Source organism: Lysobacter sp. N42, from assembly GCF_004344885.1.
Genome location: NZ_SKFB01000001.1, coordinates 778336 through 799396 on the forward strand (window position 1 = coordinate 778336; position 21061 = coordinate 799396).

General features: G+C 45.0%; 20 protein-coding genes and 1 tRNA gene. 4 read left to right on the top strand and 17 right to left on the bottom strand.

Annotated features, from left to right (window positions below):
- Window positions 1-3: 3 nt before the first annotated feature.
- Window positions 4-2337, bottom strand: a complete 2334-nt coding sequence (locus EYQ95_RS03855) for an SEL1-like repeat protein (RefSeq protein ID WP_165924688.1) — start codon at window positions 2335-2337, stop codon at window positions 4-6.
- A 102-nt stretch (window positions 2338-2439) separates the two neighbouring features.
- Window positions 2440-4089 (bottom strand): diguanylate cyclase domain-containing protein, encoded by a 1650-nt coding sequence (locus EYQ95_RS03860; protein ID WP_111914022.1) that lies wholly within the window; start codon window positions 4087-4089, stop codon window positions 2440-2442.
- Between the two features lie 141 nt (window positions 4090-4230).
- Here EYQ95_RS03860 and EYQ95_RS03865 point away from each other — a divergent pair, with 141 nt between their 5' ends.
- Window positions 4231-4857 carry an NAD(P)H-binding protein gene (locus EYQ95_RS03865; protein WP_111914021.1) on the top strand — a complete coding sequence of 209 codons (627 nt, stop codon included), beginning with the start codon at window positions 4231-4233 and terminating at the stop codon, window positions 4855-4857.
- Here the strand turns inward: EYQ95_RS03865 and EYQ95_RS03870 are convergent.
- From EYQ95_RS03870 to EYQ95_RS03880, 3 genes are all read right to left on the bottom strand, one after another.
- Window positions 4854-5669, bottom strand: a complete 816-nt coding sequence (locus EYQ95_RS03870) for an ion transporter (RefSeq protein WP_111914020.1) — start codon at window positions 5667-5669, stop codon at window positions 4854-4856. The genes EYQ95_RS03865 and EYQ95_RS03870 overlap by 4 nt on opposite strands.
- A gap of 115 nt (window positions 5670-5784) precedes the next feature.
- Window positions 5785-6327 carry a glutathione peroxidase gene (locus EYQ95_RS03875; protein WP_111914019.1) on the bottom strand — a complete coding sequence of 181 codons (543 nt, stop codon included), beginning with the start codon at window positions 6325-6327 and terminating at the stop codon, window positions 5785-5787.
- A gap of 89 nt (window positions 6328-6416) precedes the next feature.
- Window positions 6417-7151, bottom strand: coding sequence for an SIMPL domain-containing protein (locus tag EYQ95_RS03880; protein ID WP_165831914.1), 735 nt, complete (start codon window positions 7149-7151; stop codon window positions 6417-6419).
- A gap of 79 nt (window positions 7152-7230) precedes the next feature.
- Here EYQ95_RS03880 and EYQ95_RS03885 point away from each other — a divergent pair, with 79 nt between their 5' ends.
- Window positions 7231-7617, top strand: coding sequence for a DUF2007 domain-containing protein (locus EYQ95_RS03885; RefSeq protein ID WP_111914017.1), 387 nt, complete (start codon window positions 7231-7233; stop codon window positions 7615-7617).
- Here the strand turns inward: EYQ95_RS03885 and EYQ95_RS03890 are convergent.
- Window positions 7590-8030 carry a VOC family protein gene (locus tag EYQ95_RS03890; protein ID WP_111914016.1) on the bottom strand — a complete coding sequence of 147 codons (441 nt, stop codon included), beginning with the start codon at window positions 8028-8030 and terminating at the stop codon, window positions 7590-7592. The genes EYQ95_RS03885 and EYQ95_RS03890 overlap by 28 nt on opposite strands.
- A 92-nt stretch (window positions 8031-8122) precedes the next feature.
- Between EYQ95_RS03890 and EYQ95_RS03895 the strand changes: the two genes are divergently transcribed.
- On the top strand, window positions 8123-8818 hold the full coding sequence (locus EYQ95_RS03895) for a VIT family protein (RefSeq protein ID WP_207916232.1): 696 nt from the start codon (window positions 8123-8125) through the stop codon (window positions 8816-8818).
- A 9-nt stretch (window positions 8819-8827) separates the two neighbouring features.
- On the opposite strand, the gene EYQ95_RS03900 is transcribed toward EYQ95_RS03895, so the two are convergent.
- From EYQ95_RS03900 to EYQ95_RS03910, 3 genes are all read right to left on the bottom strand, one after another.
- Window positions 8828-9697 (bottom strand): MBL fold metallo-hydrolase, encoded by an 870-nt coding sequence (locus EYQ95_RS03900; RefSeq protein WP_111914014.1) that lies wholly within the window; start codon window positions 9695-9697, stop codon window positions 8828-8830.
- A 109-nt stretch (window positions 9698-9806) separates the two neighbouring features.
- Entirely contained in the window at window positions 9807-11657 is a 1851-nt protein-coding gene (locus tag EYQ95_RS03905) for a long-chain-acyl-CoA synthetase (RefSeq protein WP_111914013.1), read from the bottom strand.
- The gene (locus EYQ95_RS03910; protein ID WP_111914012.1) at window positions 11650-12540 is read right to left on the bottom strand and encodes a cation diffusion facilitator family transporter; all 891 of its coding nucleotides are present in this window, start codon (window positions 12538-12540) and stop codon (window positions 11650-11652) included. Before EYQ95_RS03910 ends, EYQ95_RS03905 begins: the two co-directional genes overlap by 8 nt.
- 117 nt (window positions 12541-12657) lie before the next feature.
- Between EYQ95_RS03910 and EYQ95_RS03915 the strand changes: the two genes are divergently transcribed.
- Window positions 12658-15195, top strand: a complete 2538-nt coding sequence (locus EYQ95_RS03915; RefSeq protein WP_111914011.1) for a serine protease — start codon at window positions 12658-12660, stop codon at window positions 15193-15195.
- 71 nt (window positions 15196-15266) lie between these two features.
- Here EYQ95_RS03915 and EYQ95_RS03920 read toward each other — a convergent pair whose 3' ends face one another.
- From EYQ95_RS03920 to fghA, 8 genes are all read right to left on the bottom strand, one after another.
- On the bottom strand, window positions 15267-16697 hold the full coding sequence (locus EYQ95_RS03920) for a phospholipase D-like domain-containing protein (RefSeq protein WP_111914010.1): 1431 nt from the start codon (window positions 16695-16697) through the stop codon (window positions 15267-15269).
- Between the two features lie 18 nt (window positions 16698-16715).
- Window positions 16716-17468 (bottom strand): MauE/DoxX family redox-associated membrane protein, encoded by a 753-nt coding sequence (locus EYQ95_RS03925; protein WP_111914009.1) that lies wholly within the window; start codon window positions 17466-17468, stop codon window positions 16716-16718.
- Window positions 17469-17505: 37 nt separating this feature from the next.
- Window positions 17506-17898, bottom strand: a complete 393-nt coding sequence (locus EYQ95_RS03930) for a DUF3224 domain-containing protein (protein WP_111914008.1) — start codon at window positions 17896-17898, stop codon at window positions 17506-17508.
- 55 nt (window positions 17899-17953) lie between these two features.
- Window positions 17954-18358: a hypothetical protein gene (locus EYQ95_RS03935; RefSeq protein WP_111914007.1), complete on the bottom strand. Its 405-nt coding sequence runs from the start codon at window positions 18356-18358 to the stop codon at window positions 17954-17956.
- A gap of 92 nt (window positions 18359-18450) precedes the next feature.
- Complete coding sequence (locus EYQ95_RS03940; protein WP_111914006.1) at window positions 18451-19332, bottom strand: WYL domain-containing protein; 882 nt, start codon at window positions 19330-19332, stop codon at window positions 18451-18453.
- A 100-nt stretch (window positions 19333-19432) separates the two neighbouring features.
- Window positions 19433-19906: a hypothetical protein gene (locus tag EYQ95_RS03945; RefSeq protein ID WP_111914005.1), complete on the bottom strand. Its 474-nt coding sequence runs from the start codon at window positions 19904-19906 to the stop codon at window positions 19433-19435.
- 85 nt (window positions 19907-19991) lie between these two features.
- Window positions 19992-20068 (bottom strand) — tRNA-Val (locus EYQ95_RS03950).
- Window positions 20069-20218: 150 nt separating this feature from the next.
- On the bottom strand, window positions 20219-21058 hold the full coding sequence (fghA, locus tag EYQ95_RS03955; RefSeq protein ID WP_111914004.1) for an S-formylglutathione hydrolase: 840 nt from the start codon (window positions 21056-21058) through the stop codon (window positions 20219-20221).
- Between the last annotated feature and the right edge of the window lie 3 nt (window positions 21059-21061).

Sequence of the window (21061 nt, forward strand, 5' to 3'; positions counted from 1 at the left end):
TTCTCACTCGTTACCGTTTAATAACTGTTGATTAGATATAGCTTCTTCGTTTCCCTGAGCAGCAGCTTCCGCAAACCAGTAGGTCGCCAGTTCGTTCGACTGCTCCACACCTGTGCCGTTTAAATACAGTAAACCCAGTATATTTTGTGCTACGTCATTTCCGCTTTCAGCCGCTTGAGTATACAGCGCAACGGCTTGCTCCATATTTTGTTCAACACCTCGACCACTTTCATACAACGCGCCAAGGTTGGTTGCCGCATTGGAATTCCCCTGTTCCGCAGCAAGCTGGTACCAGTGCGCAGCTTGTTGGGAGTCCTCTGACACACCTAAACCATTGTCGTACATGTACCCAAGGTTCATTTGCGCCAGCTCATTGCCTTGCTCTGCGGCTTGCCGATACCAACGTACAGCTTCTTCATCGCTTTGCCGTACACCATTACCAGCACGGTACAGTAATCCTAAGTTAGCTTGGGCCGCAGCGTTGCCCTGCTCAGCCGCTTGCATATACCAATCTGCAGCCTGCTCGTATGACTGAGTTACACCGTTACCACCCTCGTGCAGTAATCCCAATGCGTTTTGCGACCACAAGTCTCCTTGCTCCGCAGCCATTAAATACCAGCGCGCAGCTTCTTGATAGTCTTGCGTCACACCATCGCCCAACTCATACAACTCGCCAAGACTGCCTTGTGCGTCCACATTACCGGCGTTTGCTGCTTGCACAAGCCAATTCGCAGCTTCACCACCGTCACGCTCAACGCCTTTCCCTTGGCGATACAGCAGGCCAACATTATATTGTGCACTCGCGTGGCCTTGTTGGGCCGCTTGTAAATAATACTGAAACGCAACTTCGTGATTTTCATCAACACCTAAACCATGCTCATACATGTACGCAAGGCTTGCTTGAGCATTTGCGTTCCCTAGGTCCGCCGCTTGTTGATACCATAGTGCAGCTTCCTCCTGAGACGGTTCCACACCGCGACCAAACTGATAGAGCACACCCAAATTATTCATCGCCGGTGCGAACTCAAGCCTTGCTGCTCGGTTATACCAACGAATTGCTTGCTCGTACGACTGCTCTACCCCTAACCCTTCTTCGTACAAAGTCGCTAGTAAATTTTGGGCACTCGGATTATCGGCGTCCGCTGCTTGTCGGTAATAATGTGCCGCTTGCGTGTAGTCTTGGCTTACACCGTTTCCTTCTTGATACATTGACGCCAGGTTGACTTGGGCTACTGCGTCACCTTGTTCCGCCGCTCGGCTCAGCCATTGAAAAGCTTGCTCTACGTTAGGAATTACGCCTTCAGTAGAAAGTAGCATTTGACCTAAATTAGCTTGTGCTCTCACATAACCTTGCTGTGCAGACATTTCTATCCACATCATTGCCGACTCCACCGAGGGCGCTGTACCTAATCCATGAAGGTACAACTCACCTAATCGGTTTTGCGCCACCGGGTGCCCTTCTTCTGCGGCCAACTTATACCAACGAAAAGCTTCACGTTTTGACTCTTCAACACCTAACCCATAGTCATATAGTCGCGCTAAGTTAAATTTCCCATCGGTATTGCCCTGCCGTGCTGCATCTCTATATAAGAACTGGGCCTGCTCCAGGTCTTTTTCTGTTCCTCGGCCGTTTTCAAACATAAAGCCAAGATTCACCTGAGAAGCCGCCATCCCCTGCTGCGCTGCTTGCATATAGTATTCAAAAGCCCGCTCATCTGACTGCTCTACTCCACGCCCAAACTCATACATCGAAGCTAAATTATGTTGTGACCATGCATTACCCTGCTGTGCAGCCGAAAGGTACCATTGTGCAGCGAGTTCATCAGAGCGCTGAACACCTCGACCAGCTCGATATAAATACCCTAAAGTAGCTTGCGAGTTCACATCGCCCTGTTCTGCCGCCTGTTGTAACCAATGAGCGGCTTGTTGGTCTGATTGCTCAACACCACTACCATTTAAATAAAGTTGACCTAAATTAGCTTGTGCGGCGGATATACCTTGCTCCGCTGCCATTTGGTAATACCGAGCTGCTTCAGTGGTATTTTCAGCTACACCCATGCCGTACTCATACAAAACCCCCAGGTTCACTTGCGCATAGGCGTAACCTTGCTGCGCAGCGAGCTCATACCAATGAGCTGCTTGCGTGTAATCTTGAGATACTCGCGTGCCATTTTGGAAATTTACAGCTAAGTAATATTGAGCATGGACATTGCCGCTTTGTGCAACTTCAGTAACTTCTTCAATGGTTAAATCGTCGAACGCAAAAACAGTTGATGTACATAGCATGAGCAGCCCAACCCCCAAGAGGCGAAAACCGGAACGTAAAGCTGAACTCATAGAAAAATGCATAGCAACAATAGCCTTTAATTGAAAGAAAATGGTTTTATAGAGGTAACTATAGCGTTAAGTGACTGCGAAGTGATGATATAAGTGATTTAATTATTCATTGTCATTCGTATACATAATGTATTGCCCTTTCCCGGACTCTTTGGCTTGGTATAACGCTTTATCTGCCCTTCGCGCCACTTCATCAATACTACTGCCATGACTAGGCCACCATGCAGCCCCCACACTAACACCTACGTGGGCTTCTTGACCTTCACCTACATTTACCGACTTTGAAAGTTTTTTTATAACGCGATCAGCTATTCTGGCTAGTAATGTTTCAACTTCTTCAGCGTTGGCCTTAATCGCCATAACAAACTCATCACCACCTACACGCGCAATAATGTCTTCCTCGCGCACTATGTGTTTAAGTCGCTTTGCTAACTTTTGCAGCAGTACATCGCCAGCGTGGTGCCCCATATTATCATTCACATCTTTAAATTCGTCCAAATCGATGTACATTAGGGCAAGGCAACCCTGATTGCGCTTACTTTCTGCCAGAGCATGCCCAAGGTACTCATTCAAGAATGTTCGATTATGAAGTCCAGTTAACGGATCGGTATGAACAATGTCTTCCAAATCATCTATTTCTTCCCGTTGACTTTTTAGGCGACCAATTAAACTATTCAAAGACTGAGAGAGCCCCATCAGCTCTGGGGAGGCATGCTCTTCTGGAATCGTAATCTCGTCTTGAAGTGACTTAATTTTGTCTGCTGCAGCAGACAACCGAAGTAATGGTGCAGAAAACCTTGCGGTAAAAAACCACCCAATGCCCGCAAATAAAACTGTTAACCCTAAACCAAAAATAGCAATCCTGTTTTGCAATATATGCAGCGGTTCAAAGGCGTTTACTGTTGGAACGCGAGCTACCACTTTCCACCCTAGGCCAGGGTAATTGCCGGCACCTTCTGTTTTCGCAAAGCCGGTAAGAAAAGAGCCATCTTGCCATGTTTGAATGCGCCAGCTTGCTCCTTCAAGGCCGGCAGGCAACGTGTCGGTTGTTAAGCTTTGTAAATCCGCACCTATGGTGTTTTCTGGCCCCATAAGCACTGTGTTATTCGCGGCTACAACAAAGTATTCGATCGGGAAAGCATCGCTACTTGTAGTTTGAAACATAGACTGCATAACATGCTCAGCCCACTCCCAACTCAAATGCATAGCCAATACACCACGCAGTGTTCCATCGGAATTGCGTAGTGGAGCAGCGACGTCTACGAATTTAATAGGTTCGCCACTAGGGTTGGGGAGTAAATCAGACAGCAATAACGCTTCATGAACATCGCCGACCCAAAGGCTTTGGCTGCCATACTCAAAAACGGGGCGATGAGAAATGTTGGCGCCTTCGAGGATACTTCCTGTCGCAACTTGCACTCGACCATTAGAGTCTAACAACCCTATCCATGACGAGACAGTATGCTGTTGTTGAATTTGTTCGAGCTGCTCACGAAGTTGGTTTGAATTGAGACTATCGTTTGCCTCGTACAAGCTGGTAAGTAGCTCCACTTCCTGCACGCGCGCACTCATATTTTGATCGAGTCTTTCAACCATATTAACCGCGCGTTCTGAAATAGAACGACCGATAGACTCGGTGATATAAGTGGATGTGAGGTTGTAAACTAGCGCCCCGAGCAATACTATTGCCCCCAGTACAACGGCTATTATGAGTAGCGTAAATCGTGTTTTTAGGGATAGGCTGCTAGCCATACGTAATCCTCATTGGTAATACTCTATTGTGTATCTAAAATTACATATCAAAAGGTAAGAAAGTTCATTGTAGCCTGACATCGAAGATAACTTCATACAACTTAATTGTATGATTAAACCTATAGTTAAGGGAGTATAACAATGAAGTTAGCCATTTTAGGGGCAACCGGTGTTGTTGGCTATTCTGTTCTGCAATCCGCATTACAAAAGGACAAGTTTTCAGCGATTGTAGCGCCAAGCCGATTGCCTTTGTCATGTGGTGACTCAGATCAAAAGTTAAAAAACCCAACCCACATGGACTTGCGCCTTGCATGCGATTCGATTCAAGTAGACGCAGCAATCTGTGCATTAGGGACTACTTTGAAACAAGCGGGTTCTAAAGAAAAGTTTCAAGAAATCGATAAAGACTTAGTCATACAACTGGCTTACATACTCAAAAATAGCGGTTGCAAGCATTTTGCTTATGTTTCATCGTTAGGAGCAACGCCGGGCAGGAATTTCTACTTAAACTCAAAATATGAAACGGAACAGGCGTTGAAAGCCATTGGTTTTGAATCACTAACTATTGTTCGCCCATCACTAATTAACCACATTCGTTCAACGTCACGTCCAGCAGAGAAAATTGGTGTTTACGCGGCTAGATTTTTAGCGCCAATTATCCCGCGCAAATACAAAGCAGTTAAACCAGAGCAAATCGCTTTGAGTTTGATTCAGAGCATAGAAAACCCCAAAGACGGAATACATATCGTAGAATCTAACAAGCTTTAGGGATCGCTCTTGTGATCTGAGAGCTTCTTAATGTAGAGCTCCCTTTCCTCACGTTCCATGTCCGACAAGTTTTTTGTAGTTTGATAGGCATCGCTAAATGCTGCGGCCATAATGCCTGTGGGCATAGCTATCATTCCAATGCCCGCTATGGCGGTAACCCCCGCAAAGAATTTTCCTAAGCCTGTAATAGGCGTTACGTCTCCGTATCCTACCGTTGTTAAGGTAGCCACCGACCACCATAAAGCACGGGGAATGCTACCAAACTCCTCAGGCTGATATGGTGCTTCAATAGCGTATAAAATAGCGCTAGAAAAAAGTAACAACGCAAATGCAAAAATAACGCTTAATACAAACTCGTAGCGCCGCTGAGCTATCGCATTAAAGAATGCTTGCATAGCTAAACTAAAGCGACCTAAGCGGGCCAGCCGAAATATACGAATAACCCTTAAAATACGCATAAAAAATGCGTTGTAGTTTCCGAACCACAGTAAATAAGGTAGTAATGCGATAAGGTCGATAAGCGCCCAAAAAGAGAATATATAACGGATCCTTCCCCAAAAGCCTCGATACCTTAACTCTTCCCCAGCTGCATATACGCGTGCCACATACTCCACAGCGAAAATAATGAAAAATACGGTTTCAAAAACAAAGAAAAGGTTGTGGTGCGCGTCAGCTAACGGCTTTTCGGTTTCAATGATCGCTAAGCAAGAAGCAATGACAATACATATAGATACGACAATATTGGTTGGAGACATTCCCCTTTCGAGCCATGCCGAAGGCTCGAGGTGACGATATAGTTTTTCTTTTAACATGCCAAATTGCTAATTCGTTGCCGCAGTCATTATTTATCTAACCACTGCGGCACGAATCAAGCAAGCTCAAACACAGGGCAAACCTAATTTTCAGATATACCGTCTGTATCTGTAGTTATACTGTATGAGAAAGAGCACTCACTAATTCAGGGCTTTCCGTAGTGATGTCTGGTCGAAAACGAGCAACAACTTCGCCTTCTTTGTCGACCAAAAATTTCTCGAAGTTCCACATCACATCAGTGCCCGGCTCTTCAATAAGTCCTTTCTCTGTCAACAGGGACTCGAGTTTTCCGTGTTCAGTTTGAATTGCAACAGGCTGCTTTTCTATCAAGTGCTTGTAAAGTGGGTGCCGGCTTGAACCATTCACATCAAGCTTACTGAACATCGGAAACTTCACACCAAAGGTAGATCGGCAAAAGTCTTTAATTTCCGACTCCGAGCCTGGTTCCTGCCCTGCAAACTGATTACAAGGAAACCCTAAAACAACTAAACCATCGTCTTTTTTGTCCTCATACAATGCTTCTAGCTGCTCATACTGTGGCGTTAAACCACATTTAGACGCTACATTCACAATCAACATGGCTTTTCCTTTATAGTCCGCCAAAGTTGTTTCATTACCATCTATAGTGGTTACCGGAATGCTGTAAATATCTGACATTTCAAATCCTTCTTTATCAATTATGGGTGTATCCAACTTACGTGAGTTTTTCACTTTTGGATGTAATCCTGTGAACTTAAGTGTAGCAATTATTGCAAGTAAAACACGGCATGTACTGTCGCACTATATTCTATCGACGCCTCTAAGTATCGTCCCGCTTCCGGCGCTACTCTCGAGCCAGAAACAGCAATCCTATCGCTTGCATACCGGCCATACCGAGACTGATGTTGCGGTCCTTGTATATTAATACTGTAAACATCACCTAGTTCACCGCCAAATTGCTCGGCAACTGTTCTTGCTTGCATCATTGCGTTTTCTATCGCCTTATTTTGTGCTTGTAACTCCACTTCATTCACATTTGAAACGCCTAATTGCACCGACTGTATCTCCGGAATTCCAGCAGCCAATACATAGTCCATAAACTCACTCATACGCGCTATGTCACCTAGGGTCACCGTAATGTTTCGTATCGCGCTGTAACCGACCTGCTCACGTTCACCGCCCGGTCTATATTCATAAACCGAACGCGTTGTAATTTGCGAAGCTGAAACATCGTCTTCTTCTACATCAAAGTTCGCTAAGCCTGAAAGCAGGTTATTCACACGTTGATCAACGTCTTGTTTCGCTTCTAACGCAGTTCCACGCTGTGCGTTTACTGAGAAACTAAAGTCGACTTGGTCTGGTTCCACCTGAATTCGACCCTCTCCAGTTACCTGAATATGTGGCGTTTTAGGGACACTAGCTATAGCGTTATTAGTGCCTATAAGTGCCAATCCCAATAAAATACTCACACTCGCTTGTTTTATTGTCTGCTGAATCGTCATCGTTTTAATCCTTATGTGGCTTTTGCAAATCACTTCGCATTCTTCTGCATTCAAAGCTAACATAAGAAAAATAAGTTAAATGTTTATTAATGTCAGATTTATGCAAAATTCCCGTAATCAGCAAAATGTTCCTGCCGACTGGATTGAAGTCTATCTTGCCGCCAACCCAGTAGAAGCCAACCTATTAGTCGGGTTGCTCAATGCGGAGGGTATTCCTGCTGGAGTCAAAGGCATTGGGGTCGCTGGAGGCATTGGTGAACTCCCGGTAGATGCGTTGCAAATGCCTATATACGCACCCGAAGCTAAGAAAGCTAGCGCCAGAGCGGTGTTAAAAGATTACGAGCGAAATGGTCAATTGAAGCACGCACAATCGGACTGGACCTGCAGCGAGTGTGAGGAAGTTAACGGTAGTGCTTTCGAGATTTGCTGGTCTTGTGGCTACTCGCCCATAGGCTGCCAAAGTTGAATAGGATTTCCTTCCGGATCTTCTAATCGTGCAAATCGACCATTTGGGTATGTTTTTGGATCAACGACAACCTCTATACCCGCTTCACGCAGTTGAGCCACTATTGCATTCAAATCATCCACACGGAAATTTATCATCCATGATTGCTCGGGTTCACCGAAGTATTCAGTGTTTTGGGAAAAGATGCCGAATACCGTAGAGCCCGCTTCTTGTTGCCACGGCTGTACTTCATAAGTACGAGGTGTTTGATCCACGCCTAAATGCTCCTCATACCATGTAGCAAGCATTTGTGGGTTTTCGGCCTTAAAAAAGAACCCCCCAATTCCTGTCACTTGCTCTTTTGCAAGGCTAGCAACTGAAACCGACAAACAAAACAATATGGCTGAGGCAGTTATTCCAATTTTCAAGTTCATTTCTTTGTTCCTTTTCTTTATGCACTTCATGCATTCTTGGTGTTAAGCTAGCAACAATATAGCCAATGTAGAAGCCCAGTATGCAACACCAAATTACACCACCACATAACGACAAACATCGCTCTCATCGTGCAGGCTGGTTACGCGCCGCTGTCTTAGGTGCTAACGACGGCATTGTTTCTACTTCAAGCTTAATTCTTGGTGTGGCAGCAGCAGGTGCCAACAAGCCCGATATAATGCTTGCTGCGTTCGCAGGTTGGGCCGCTGGCGCGATGTCTATGGCGGCAGGTGAATATGTTTCTGTAAAGTCGCAAGAAGATGTAGAAAAGGCTGATTTAGATATTGAGCGCCGCTCGTTAGAGGAAAACCCTGAAGAGGAACGTAAAGAGCTTAGCCTTATTTACCAACAAAGGGGCTTGTCGCAACCACTAGCGGATCAAGTCGCACAAGAACTAACACAGCATGACGCTCTTGCAGCTCATGCACGTGACGACATTGGCTTAACAGAAATATCCACCGCTAAACCGATTCAAGCCGCAATTACTTCTGCGTTACTCTTTAGCTTAGGGGCTTGGCTACCCATTTTGTTTCTGTGGCTTTCAGAGCCAAAACTCGTTATTCCATTAGTTTCACTCGCAACAGCTTTCGGCCTTGTTGTTCTCGGTGGGGTTGCAGGCAGGCTTGGCGGCGCCTCAATTGTTCGAGGCGCACTTCGTGTTTTGTTCTGGGGCGTATTAGCTATGGTAGTTACAGCCGTAATCGGAAGCCTTGTCGGTGTTGCCGTGTAGCTATGTATTTTAGAGCTGATTAATAGGCAGCTTTAAATACACATTCCCCTTGTCATCAGCAGGTGGCATATTCCCCGCGCGAATATTCACTTGAATGGACGGCAAAATCAGGCGTGGCATCGCAAGTGTTGCGTCTCTCGCTTCCCGCTTCTCAACAAATTGTTCCTCACTAACCCCATTACCTACGTGAATATTATGCTTCGCCTGCTCTTTTACAGTAGTGACGCATTGATGGTCTCGCCCTTCTGTGGGGTAGTCGTGACAAACATATATCGATGTTGCTTCAGGCAAAGCGAGAATTTTCTGAATAGAGTGATACAGCGTTTTCGCACTTCCTCCAGGGAAGTCACAACGTGCAGTTCCAACGTCGGGTAAGAATAGAGTATCCCCCACAAAAGCTGCTTCGTCGTTAACTATATAAACCAAGTCTGCTGGCGTATGACCCGGCGTATGCATGACTTTAAATGTAAGCTCACCGACTGTTAGTACTTCACCGTTTTCGAACAAACGGTCAAACTGCGCACCATTGGGTAAGAATTCCTTCTCTAAATTAAAAACATCTTTAAATATCTTTTGGACCTGTTTAATTTCAGCGCCTATACCTACTTTTGCGCCGAGTTTCTCGCGAAAAAATGGAGCCGCAGATAAATGGTCTGCGTGCGCGTGCGTTTCTAATACCCACTCTACTTTCAGATTTTCGCGTTCAATATATTCCAGAATTTTTTTAGCGCCGGTTGTCTCTGTGCGACCAGACTTATTATCGAAATCTAGTACAGGGTCTATGATCACCGCACTCTGGCTTGCGCAGTCTGAAACTACATAACTCCAAGTTTCACTATCTTGGTCTAAAAACGATTCGACTTGGTAAGTTTTACTCATCTTTACTCCCTAGCATTGAAAACCCGTGTCGATGGTTTTCGCCACCTAAATATTAGACACTCGTTATATTTGCGATCCTAACGCCTTTCAATTAATAATCAAACTAAATTCAAAAACGAATTTGACCTAACTCAATTTTTTTCAATAGATCCGCGTCTAGTCGCTGATAGCCTTTGCTTTTGTCGACCAAAACGTAAATTGGCTCGTTGTCATGGGCTGGTTGGAACCCTTGAAGTTTTAGGTGACTTTTCATCACTTTATAAGTCGCTGTTTTTTCTACCTGAGAACAGAGACGCACAAATAAAGGCAATGCATAATCAGGTAACCATTGCTTTATCGTGTGGTAAAACTCAGTTGGATTGAACTGCTGAGCTTTGTCGATCACGATAGACGCCATACCCGCTCGCCCCTCTGCGTGCGGTACTTTCACACCATAAACTACGGCTTCTAATATACCCTGCGCTTTTTGTAAGTAAGCTTCCACTTCAGTAGTCGCTACATTTTCAGACTTCCAACGAAACGTATCTCCAACACGGTCTATAAAAGCCACATGTTTAAATCCCTGGTGCAGCACAAGATCACCCGAGTTAAACCATCGGTCACCACGCTTAAAAGCATTTTTTATAATTTTTGCCTCGTTTGCCTTCGGGTTGTGGGTATAACCGTCGAAAGGCGACTTGGGCGAAATTTCGGCTAAGAGCAGTCCAACCTCACCTTTGCTTACCTCTTGTAATCGCCCTTGCGCATTCACCACAGGCCTTTCAGAGCGGGTATCAAAGCGTACGACTTTATAACGCAACGGAGAAAATCCAACGGTACGCTTTAAATTAAATACGTTCACGAAACCGATATTTCCTTCACTTGCACCATATAGCTCACAAACTTGGCGTATAGAAAAACGTGACTCAAATGCATCCCAAAGCTCAGCCCTTAAACCGTTACCGATAACCGCGCGCACATTATGGTTTGCTTCCAAAGGACTTACCGGCTGATTGAGTAAATAGCGGCAGAGCTCTCCGATATAAGTGAAGCATGTCGCTTGGTGCTGATGTATTTCTTGCCAAAATTGACTGGCGCTGAACTTACGACCGATAGCTAGCGTAGCTCCCGCAATTAAACAGGAACTCAATGCAATAGAAAGTGCGGTGTTGTGGTAAAAAGGCAAGCAACAATATTGGGTGTCAGAACGCTTTAAGCCTAGAGCCATTTTGCCAAATGCTAAACCAGCCTTGTACCAGCGTAAATGAGTCATAGCCGCTGCTTTGGGTAGCCCAGTCGTCCCCGACGTCATGACATAAAAACACTCGTCTCCTAATTTAACTTGGTGCGTTTCTGCCAAGTTAGTGTCCGGATATTTTTCAGCCGCTTTCAGAAGGTTTGTGAATTGTTGTGGTTTAGAGTGCCGAATGCTTCTATTCCAGGCATCTTCAGGAAGCCAATATATAGGGAAATTTCCGTAAGCTTCATCTATTTCCAACAGCGGTAAAACCGTTTCAAATCCTGTTATACAATTTTCACCAACAATTACCGACTGTGCTTTGACCGTATCTAAACTGTGTTTGAGTATTTCTCCACGCTGGTTGTAATTCATGAGCGCGGCAATTGCACCTAGCTTATTTAACGCGAAAATAGTGGTGACTAATTCCGGCGTGTTCTCGAACATAACCGCTACGGTATCGCCTTTGCTTATTCCTTGCGCCTTTAAATAATGAGCAATATTGTTCGAGCGCCTGTTCACTTCTTCATAGCTATGAGCTTGGTCTTCAAACCTTAAAAAAACATCACTGGGCTTAGCGAGTGCTCTTTGTTCAAGTAACTGACCAGTAGAGCCTAAATGATGTTTGCGCTTGCTGAGCAGTTGTATATTCGCCACCACGAAGCGAGGCACACGAGGTAAAAACTTGAGCCAAGCTTTTAGCATTTCAGGTAAACGAAAAGCGCGCGCAACTGAATTACTCATCGCGGCAGCTCTCTTCTGTGGTTTCAATTTCAATCGTTGTGTGCGCAAGCTGAAAGCCTTTTAGGGCAGTACTTACCTTCTGTTTAATCTCTGTATAATGAGCCATAGAAGTTACTTGCGCGACTAAATGAGCGGTAAATACGTGCTGCTCACCATCTAACGACCATAAATGAAGATGATGTTTGTCAGTAACCTCTTCAATCTTGTCGATCGCACTTTCAATGTCACCCATTAGTTGTTTGTCTGGGCTACCTTGAAAGAAAAGGTGTAGCGTTTGCTTTAAATATTTAAGTACATTAAAGAGAATAAACAGCGTGAAACAAATCGAAAGAACAGGGTCTAGAAACCACCAGTCGGTAAAATACATCACTACCGCAATAATCAACACAGCAACCCAACCGAGAACATCTTCAAGTAAGTGCCAATTCAGCACTTTCTCATTCAAACTTGTACCTTCATGTAATTTCCATGCGGCCAAGCCATTCACCGCTACACCTAACACTCCCAAAATAATCATACCTGGGGCGCTCGGCATGAGGGGCTCTGAAAAACGAGGGATAGCCTGAAATAAAACCCATACCGAACCAACAATTAAAATAACGCCATTCAATAACGCGCCGAATAAACTTAAACGCTTATAGCCATAGGTAAACTTTCTAGTGGGATTCTTCTTCCCTAACTTATGTAATACCCAGGCACTACCTATCGATAGGCTATCACCAAGATCATGAACCGCATCGGCCATAATAGCCGTGCTTTGAGTAATCACACCGCCGATAAACTCAATAATGGTGAAACCCAAATTGAGGAAAAACGCCCAGCCCATTCGAACTAATGCTTTGTCGTCATCTGCTTTTATATCGTGATGATGGTGGTGTCCCATATCTTGCCCTAATTAGCTCTTATTCGAACCACTATAACTATTATCCACTATACCTAACCGCCATATTTCGCTACATTATCAATTATAAAGCTAACAAATCGTCAGTAAGGATCGGCTGTGAAGCGCATAATTCTATTTTTCGCATTATTTGTAACCTTTGTAAATCCAACATCTACGGCTCAAGCACAGAGTGTTAATTACGATATCGACGAACTCTCTCGTGCTGCAGTTCAAGTATTAGTAGGTGACGGTTCAGGTTCTGGCACACTCATTGTGCTTCATAACGAGGCCCTAGTGGTTACCAATCGACATGTCGTCGAAAACTTTTCAGAAGCAAACATAGGTATTCTGGTAGACGTTACAGAAACAGCGCAACCTCTATTTCGTGCCGAACTTCGTGGCTTTTCAATGGAGTACGACTTTGCCTACCTCGAGCTTACGCACGAACTAAATCCTGACGATTTAGAAGCAGATGTCTCTACATTACAGCCTTTCAATATTCAAAAGTTACGCGCTGGTGACTATGGGTTTAACTTACCCTCTGTCATTTTAGACCCTAACGCAGAGCTAAGTCGTGGTGCTGAAATCGCTATTTTTGGTTATCCAGGTATTGGCGACAATGAATTGGTTTACACCAACGGAAGTATCGCTTCCCTTCAGTACGGGGAGCTGAATGGCATGCGTTTACCTATGTGGTATAGAACAAGTGCGGAAATGTCGCCAGGCAACAGCGGTGGTTTAGCAGTAGACACTGACGGCAACTTCATTGGTATTCCTACTAGCGTTGTTCAAGAGTACGAAACAGGCGGACGCCTAGGTAATTTGCTTGCCCTACCTTTTGCTCTTGCACTCATGAACGACGAAGAGCAAATGGAAACCGACTGGGTTACATACCGTGAAGAGAATGAGCTCGCGTTAGATCATACCGCAGAGCCCGGATTTGGAAGCGTATCGTTAACTCCAATGCAAGTTACAGCAGTACATACCGCAGGCATAACTTCTGGCGGTGAAGCCAATGCCAACTATTTGGGTGAATCATGCGTTGGCTATGCAGCAACAGCGCCTGATTACCGCTTTACACTTACCTCGCCTATGGAGCTTGTAAAAGTTGCATTCCAATCAAGTGGAGGTCAAGAGTCAGACCCTACCATGATTATTCGTGCTCCAGACGGAAACTGGCATTGTAACGACGACGACTCAGGGTTTGATCCGGCTGTTTATTTCACTAATGCAGCAGACGGTGAATACAACGTGTGGGTAGGAAGCTTTAGCGAAGGCGACTTCCACCCAGGTCAAATCGTGATTAGCAACGATGGTCAGCACAACGGCGGGATCCCAGTACCTGCGACCGGAGACCTAGACTTTAGTGCCGAGCCAACATTTGGCACAGTCACATTAGAAGAAGGCTTTTTACCCGACCCTCATACAGTAGCTGTCACTGCTGGCGGGTCTGTTGACGTATCAAGTCAAAACATTGGGAATTGCTATGGTTATGCAGCCACAGCACCAGACGTAAGATTGTTCTGGACAGGTGGTTCTAGTGATTTATTCCTGTCATTCATTGCAGACAATACCAGTGACGACACAACCATTGTGATAAATGATCCTAATGGCAACTGGCATTGCAACGATGACTTGAATGGCTTGAACCCTGGTGTAAATATTCAGTCGGCGCCGTCTGGGCAGTATGACATTTGGGTTGCTACGTACTCCTCTGGTAACTACTTCAATGGCCAGCTAAATATTAGTGAGAACGTGAGCTCTACTTCATCAGGTGCTCAATTAGACTTCAGCGCAGACCCTTACTTCGGCGAAGAAAGCCTGAGCGCTGGTTTTCAACCCAACCCCCACTCTGTATCGATAACTGCTGGCGGCTCTGTCGACCTAAGCACGCAAGATATCGGTAGCTGTTATGGGCACGCTGCTGAAGCACCTGACTTTCGCCTACAGTGGTCAGGAAGCTCTAATTTACGCATTGCATTTACTGCAAGTAGCACCGGCGACGACACTGTCATAGTGGTCAATGACCCTAACGGAAACTGGCACTGTAATGATGATTTAGAGGGCTTAAATCCGGGCTTAACCTTCAATAGCGCTGCTTCTGGTCAATACGATGTCTGGGTTGGCTCTTATTCTGAAGGCGAGTATATCGAAGGTAATCTGACTATTCGTGACATGTCGTCAAATGCGAATAGCAAATTGGCAATGATGGAGCGTAACAACAACATTGCCCCACAATTAAGTGTGCTCCAAAGATACAATGATTTAGAAGGCATTGGACCTACTCACCTGCAGCTTCAACCAGGTTTCCTGCCCGACCCGCACGTAGTACAAGTTCCTGCGGGTGGCCCTGTAGACGTATCTAGCCAAAATATTGGAAGCTGTTTCGGCTACGTAATGTCTTCACCGCAAGCTTACTTGAATTGGCAAGGAAACGGCGGAGCACTAAATTTCGCATATGAAGCAAATAGCGGTGATGCAGTCATGGTCATCAACGACGGCAACGGAAACTGGCATTGTAACGACGATTTCAATGGCATAGACCCTGGTATTTCCTTCTCATCAGCACCTTCAGGGGTTTACCAAATTTGGGTAGGCAGTTTGTATCAAGGGCAAGATATTCAAGGCCAGTTAAAAGTTTCTGAAATTAATTAAGGTTGAGAGTCATTCAACTAAGAAAAAAGGCTTCAACTGAAGCCTTTTTTATTGGCGCAACGCACATCCGTCTAAAAAGTACTTAAACCCGTCGCTTCCATAACGCGATACAAAAGTTGATTAAGCTTTGAATCGTCGGCATACACGGCATATTCAATACTATATTGGTGTCCATCTAAATTGAACCAACGTTGTTCAAACCATTGATGTGCGGAATCTAATGCGGGTTGCTCGCTATCGCCACGAAGAACCACACTCGTTTCTAGGTTTAGATTATGCATGTTGCGGCGAGTGAAGTTCGTTGAACCCAATACCATAGTTGCATGCCCTTCCCGTGTGCGGTGCATCAACCATTTCGAATGACACTGTTCACCCTGAGTATTACACCAGCGCACAGCGATTCCCTCGCTCACTAGTTCGTGCGCTACAGGCCGGTTTGGAATGCCATTTTTTTCACGGCCAAAGGCGTCTTTATTTGGGTCAAGCAAAACACGGATATTCACACCTCTTTGCGAAGCTTCTATAAGCGCTTCAATCACATGACGATCCGACATGTAAAACACCGCCAAGTCCAACCATTCGTCGCGTTCAGCGTTGCCTATAATTTCTAGCAGTGCACGTTCAACCGCCCCTTCTGTCAAAACCTGCACGGTAGTATCCGAGTTACTCGTCGACGATTCTGGGCGCTCGGGAACTGGCAGGTGCAACATCGGAATAAATGCATTCGACATATCCAACACCGCCATTTCACTTTGTAGTAAATCATGCGCCGCAGCGCCACTAAATTGCAGTGCTACATTGCCATGCGCGCTACTGCCGTCATGAGGATTTGCCGACGTAACCAAGGCGACCAAAGTATCTTCATGATCACTTAATACGACCTTACGGTGATTCGCTTTAAAGTTCAGCAAGGCAAGGTAACTACGAATAGAAACTCCACCCTCTCCAAACGGGTTGGGGACTGTATTTGCTTCTTTATTGCCAAAAGGAGAAACAAATGGGGCCCAGAAAGTTGTGTATATGGGGTTGCTCGAGCGTAGTCGTGTTAAGTCTGTAACAGTCACTTGGATGCCGGCTTCTCGTAACTGGTCAAAATGCTCGGAGCGCGCTCCGCCGTATACAGTGTTTATGGGATCCGAAATAACCGAGATATGAAGATTTGGATACCTTTGTTTTTGCGCAACTAACGCAGCTGTTAGTTCAGACGACAACGCACGGTAAGGCTCTTCCTCTAGCGCACCTAAATAGTCATTAAACAAGAACATATCGACAACGATGATACTTCTTGCTTGGCGAATCATATTTAGAACTTCGTCAAAAATTTCTTGCTGGATTTCGCGTTCACCGCGCGCATTCACAAACGTACGATCAGCTAAAAATCGGACATTTTCTACTTCCTGCTCTTCACCTTTAAAATTTAACCCTTCAGGCAAGGGCTTAAAAACATTAACAATTCCAAAGCCAATAACTAAAGCAAGTATGATGCGAATAATTCTTTTCATTTAAGGCGTTTACCTAAATTAAAACCAACCGTGGTTAAACCACATCCATAGTGCCATAGCCATCATCATTAAGTTCTCGGTTAGCGACACAAAACCAAGAGGCACTTTATTAGCACCGCCCACACAGGCGCATTTAAGCTCTCGTTTATCTATATACACGGCTTTAAACACAGAAAATGCACCAACAGTACCAATAAACAGCGCTATAGGAATAGACAACCAGTTCAGTAGCCCTCCAACCATAAGTACGCCTGCGAGCCCCTCTGCGTAGGGGTAAATATAGCTATACGGTACCCATTTACGTGCAACTAGGTCATAGTTCACAAACATATTTGAAAAGCTTTCCACGTCTTGGAGCTTCAACAACGCCAACACCACCATAGAAAGCGCGATAAACCACTCTACAGCTTGCATCGAAATCCAACTGTCGTTAAAGCCATAGTTAAGCGTGAAAGCCGACAACGCTGTCATCGCGAATAAAGCTGCTACGGGCCGGTAGCTAGTGGCATTCGGGTCTTTTAAGGGTTTACCCAAGTAGTTACGCACATCCTCATAACCACCTATACGTTTCTCATTTACGAACGTTTGCGGTGTTGTTTTTACATCGTGCTGCTTCTTGAAAGCATCAATTTCTTCACGACTCGCCAAATGATGGTCTTCAACTTCATAACCCGAACGTCGGAGTAGATCTAAGGTCTTCAAGCCAAAAGGACATTGATGATCAGGCGTCATCATACGGTAAAGCACTGCTTTCTTAGTTTCTGAAGTCATATTCCCTCCCATTCAGAGTTTAGGCGCAGGGTATCAACTAACCTATTGAGTATTCAAAGTCGTAAAAGTGTTCTCCCGCTTCAATACGTATTTCCATGCTGCCGATTAGTCCTGTTAATTGGTCAGTACCACTGCACGGCACCACTTCCAGAATTAACTTATCTTCACCACCGTTCATAGTGCCAAAATGCTGCAACACAAAACTTCCCTGCTTGCCTGCCAACTCCCCTATCACCTGCTCTATCGCTACATAGCCAGCAGCCCCTTTTACTGGGGACATGGCACTAAGCATCTCGCCTTTGCTCGTGGCAGAAAGCTCACCATGAAAGGTTTTCTCTATCGACATGCGTCCTAATGTATTGCCTTCAACCCCCTCAGCAAAACTATCCAGCGGGTTAAGGTTTACTTCAAACTTCCCTGATATTTTCATACCGATTCCTCTATTCTTTCTGTCTTGCTTAAGTTCAATCTAAGTCTCTAAAAGTTTATAAATACACAGCAGATAAAGGCGCTTCAGACCATATTTTCCAAATGCCCTTTTCTTTCTTAAAAACCCAAAGAGAAGAATACTCATTATCCTGGAATGCAGGTCCACTTATTTTCTGAACTCGATAAGTCACGCGAGCATAACTGTATTCAGCTTCTTCAGCTACAAATACAAAATCAATCAGGTCGTACTGCAAATCAAATGTCGCAAATATGTTGTTTAAAATTTCCCGTGTTGATAAGTAATTCGGGGATTGAGTATGAACATGACCTAAAGCTCCCTCCACGTCTTCAGCTTGAGAACTCCTAATATTTGAATTAACGACATTCTCAAGTTCATCGGCTGTATTAGCAATCGCGACGCATGGGAACGCCATTATTAATGCAAAATAAATGACTTTCATAAATAGTCCTTTCAACGTTGTCTTCATTCATCAAAGCTTAGTCCCTGAATAAGGCAAAGCCGTGCTAAGTAATTAAATTAGGGAGATAAGCTTTAATTAACCCCATACCCAGGCGCAATCGCCAAATTACTGGTGTTCATTAAGCTGACTCGGTTTCTAAGCCATAACTGATACTCAGCACCCACTAGACTACCCTCTTCGGTGCAGTCCACATTCCAACGTCGCAGCAGGTAGCCAGCCATAGCGGCGCGAACTTCAATGTTTAACACACCTTTTTGCATACCATAGTCCATTTCTATGGCTTTACTGTGCTTTACATTGTACGGGTGCGGTACTAACTGCAATGGGATCATGCGCTGCCACTCATGGTCGGAATCTTGCTCTTCATAGTCGGCTGATTCAGCATTCATGTTTTCGTGAATGTGAACGCTGTGAATACGGGTAAGTACGAAGTCGCGGAAGCTCTCGCTTTTGCGGTCATACGCACGAAGGTGCCAGCGCAAACCATTGTCTACAATAGAGTGCGGTACGAGTTCACGCTCGCCTTTGCCGCTGCTCAACGAGGTGTAATGCACGCTAACAGCCTTTCTTGCCAATATTGCTTGTACCAACTTGGCAATAATGAAGATATTCGGAACATTAAGATTCGAAGGTGACGCAACAGGAAAGTGAACGTCGCCAATAGCGTCAAAGCCGTCGGAGATGTCATGAGCTAGCTTAACCAGCGTGCGCTTCGCGTCGTGTTCAAATAGCGGTTCAAAATGTTCGGTTTGAAAGTAACGCTTCTCTGCAGTGTCGTATTCTAAATTCTGCGGCGCCAATGACTTATACAAACTAAAGTCGCGTGAACCAGCAGACAAGCCTACACCAAACCGCTCAATAAGGTCATTGCGGTAAATAGAACCTTTAAATAGCAAACAAAAGTCGATATACGCCAAGCGTTGTTTACGGGGATAAGAAATAGTGTCTAGCATTTTGCCCTTCGTTTTAGTTGTTATTGCAGCAAAGAGCTAGTGTGGTTTATTTTGAATCGGCTGTAAAGTACGGGCGCTAAGTTTAAAAGTGGTTGTCCGGTTAGCGAACCAAGCGCTTTAAAGCAATACCTGCAACATCGTAACGCGCGAATACATTTGCACCGTCCCAATCGTCGGGCATGCTCTTTACCAAGCCTAACGCTCTCAATTGGTCGTCTTCCTCTGGGGTAATAAGCGCCATGGTGCTGTATTTTGAAACAAGGCTTACTGCGCTTTCCAAAGTGAGTGGCGAAAGGTTCTCAAACTCTCTTAACGCAAGGCTGACTGGAACAATGTGCTCTGCAATTAATTTCGCTTTTTCATCTTGTTTGAATACATCTCTTGCGCGCTCGGAAATATAAGAGCAATTATGCCTATTAACATTGCCTTTATAATTTTTCTTAGATTTATTAATAGCCTCCCTAAGTACGGTTCGAATAGCGAACTTAGTTGCGGCGTTTTCAGGCATGGTGAGTCTTAGGTGAACCGCAACTTCACACAAATTGGCAATACCTTGCTGATTGTTCACGCGCATAATGCTTTCCATAGTTGATAGCGGGAAGACGTCTATCTTTGAATAGATATACGTTAACTTCAAGTAAAGGAAATTGAGAGAAAATTGGTGCGTCCGAGTAGACTCGAACTACCGACCCCCACCATGTCAAGGTGGTGCTCTAACCAACTGAGCTACGGACGCAACACATTTAGACAAGAATACGCTACTGAAGAGCGGCGGCTATAGTAAGAATTTAGACGCATTCTCGCAAGTTCTTTTTCTAAAAATTCTAGAAAAAAGGGCCGAATGGACAAAATTCGACCCTACTCACAATACAGTTACCGACGGTAATTACAGCAAGTTTTGCGCATGGAACCGCAAGTGCTGCTCAATAAACGTGGAAATAAAGTAATAGCTGTGATCGTAGCCAGCCTGATATTGAATATCTGCGGCTACACTATTTGCTTTGCACGCTTCAATCAGATTGTCAGTTTTTAACTGCTCTTCAAGGAAATTATCTGCATCACCTTGGTCAACTTTGATTGGCGGTACATTTTTACCTTGCTTCTGATTTAACAAGCAAACAGCATCATAGGCTTCCCAGTCATTACGATTGTTGCCTAAATAATGGCTAAACGCTTTCTCACCCCATGGGCATTGCGTTGGATTAACGATCGGACTGAACGCTGAAATCGACGTGTAAAGTTCACTGTTTCGCAAACCAATCACTAATGCACCATGGCCGCCCATAGAGTGGCCCGAAAGCGCTCGCTTGTCGTTAATAGGCAGCTCAGCTTCAACCAACGACGGTAGCTCTTCCACAATGTAATCATACATATGGTAGTGCTCGCTCCAAGGTGATTGCGTTGCATTTACATAAAAGCCTGCACCTAAACCGAAGTCATAAGCCCCGTCTGGGTCATCTTGTACGCCTTCACCGCGCGGGCTAGTATCGGGAATAACTAACGCGATACCCAAACTAGCAGCGACGCGCTGTGCGCCTGCTTTACTCGAGAAGTTCTCGTCTGTACAGGTTAAACCTGACAGCCAATAAAGCGCAGGCACTTCCTGCGATTCTGCCTGCGGAGGTAAAAACACCGAGAACTGCATCGTACAGTTCAAGGTATTTGAATTGTGTTCGAAGCGTATTTGGCGGCCACCAAATACGCGTTTTTCGTCAACGATTTGCATAAA

What these genes read in the sequence shown, in the direction of transcription:
- EYQ95_RS03865 (WP_111914021.1), top strand. Translation starts at nt 4,231, where the DNA reads ATGAAGTTAGCCATTTTAGGGGCAACCGGTGTTGTTGGCTATTCTGTT.
- EYQ95_RS03945 (WP_111914005.1), bottom strand. Translation starts at nt 19,906, where the DNA reads ATGCGCGTGAACAATCAGCAAGGTATTGCCAATTTGTGTGAAGTTGCG.
- EYQ95_RS03875 (WP_111914019.1), bottom strand. Translation starts at nt 6,327, where the DNA reads ATGTCAGATATTTACAGCATTCCGGTAACCACTATAGATGGTAATGAA.
- EYQ95_RS03905 (WP_111914013.1), bottom strand. Translation starts at nt 11,657, where the DNA reads ATGAGTAATTCAGTTGCGCGCGCTTTTCGTTTACCTGAAATGCTAAAA.
- EYQ95_RS03910 (WP_111914012.1), bottom strand. Translation starts at nt 12,540, where the DNA reads ATGGGACACCACCATCATCACGATATAAAAGCAGATGACGACAAAGCA.
- EYQ95_RS03890 (WP_111914016.1), bottom strand. Translation starts at nt 8,030, where the DNA reads ATGAACTTGAAAATTGGAATAACTGCCTCAGCCATATTGTTTTGTTTG.
- EYQ95_RS03935 (WP_111914007.1), bottom strand. Translation starts at nt 18,358, where the DNA reads ATGAAAGTCATTTATTTTGCATTAATAATGGCGTTCCCATGCGTCGCG.
- EYQ95_RS03930 (WP_111914008.1), bottom strand. Translation starts at nt 17,898, where the DNA reads ATGAAAATATCAGGGAAGTTTGAAGTAAACCTTAACCCGCTGGATAGT.
- EYQ95_RS03860 (WP_111914022.1), bottom strand. Translation starts at nt 4,089, where the DNA reads ATGGCTAGCAGCCTATCCCTAAAAACACGATTTACGCTACTCATAATA.
- EYQ95_RS03925 (WP_111914009.1), bottom strand. Translation starts at nt 17,468, where the DNA reads ATGACTTCAGAAACTAAGAAAGCAGTGCTTTACCGTATGATGACGCCT.
- EYQ95_RS03900 (WP_111914014.1), bottom strand. Translation starts at nt 9,697, where the DNA reads ATGAGTAAAACTTACCAAGTCGAATCGTTTTTAGACCAAGATAGTGAA.
- fghA (WP_111914004.1), bottom strand. Translation starts at nt 21,058, where the DNA reads ATGCAAATCGTTGACGAAAAACGCGTATTTGGTGGCCGCCAAATACGC.
- EYQ95_RS03870 (WP_111914020.1), bottom strand. Translation starts at nt 5,669, where the DNA reads ATGTTAAAAGAAAAACTATATCGTCACCTCGAGCCTTCGGCATGGCTC.
- EYQ95_RS03920 (WP_111914010.1), bottom strand. Translation starts at nt 16,697, where the DNA reads ATGAAAAGAATTATTCGCATCATACTTGCTTTAGTTATTGGCTTTGGA.
- EYQ95_RS03880 (WP_165831914.1), bottom strand. Translation starts at nt 7,151, where the DNA reads ATGACGATTCAGCAGACAATAAAACAAGCGAGTGTGAGTATTTTATTG.
- EYQ95_RS03885 (WP_111914017.1), top strand. Translation starts at nt 7,231, where the DNA reads ATGTTTATTAATGTCAGATTTATGCAAAATTCCCGTAATCAGCAAAAT.
- EYQ95_RS03940 (WP_111914006.1), bottom strand. Translation starts at nt 19,332, where the DNA reads ATGCTAGACACTATTTCTTATCCCCGTAAACAACGCTTGGCGTATATC.
- EYQ95_RS03855 (WP_165924688.1), bottom strand. Translation starts at nt 2,337, where the DNA reads ATGAGTTCAGCTTTACGTTCCGGTTTTCGCCTCTTGGGGGTTGGGCTG.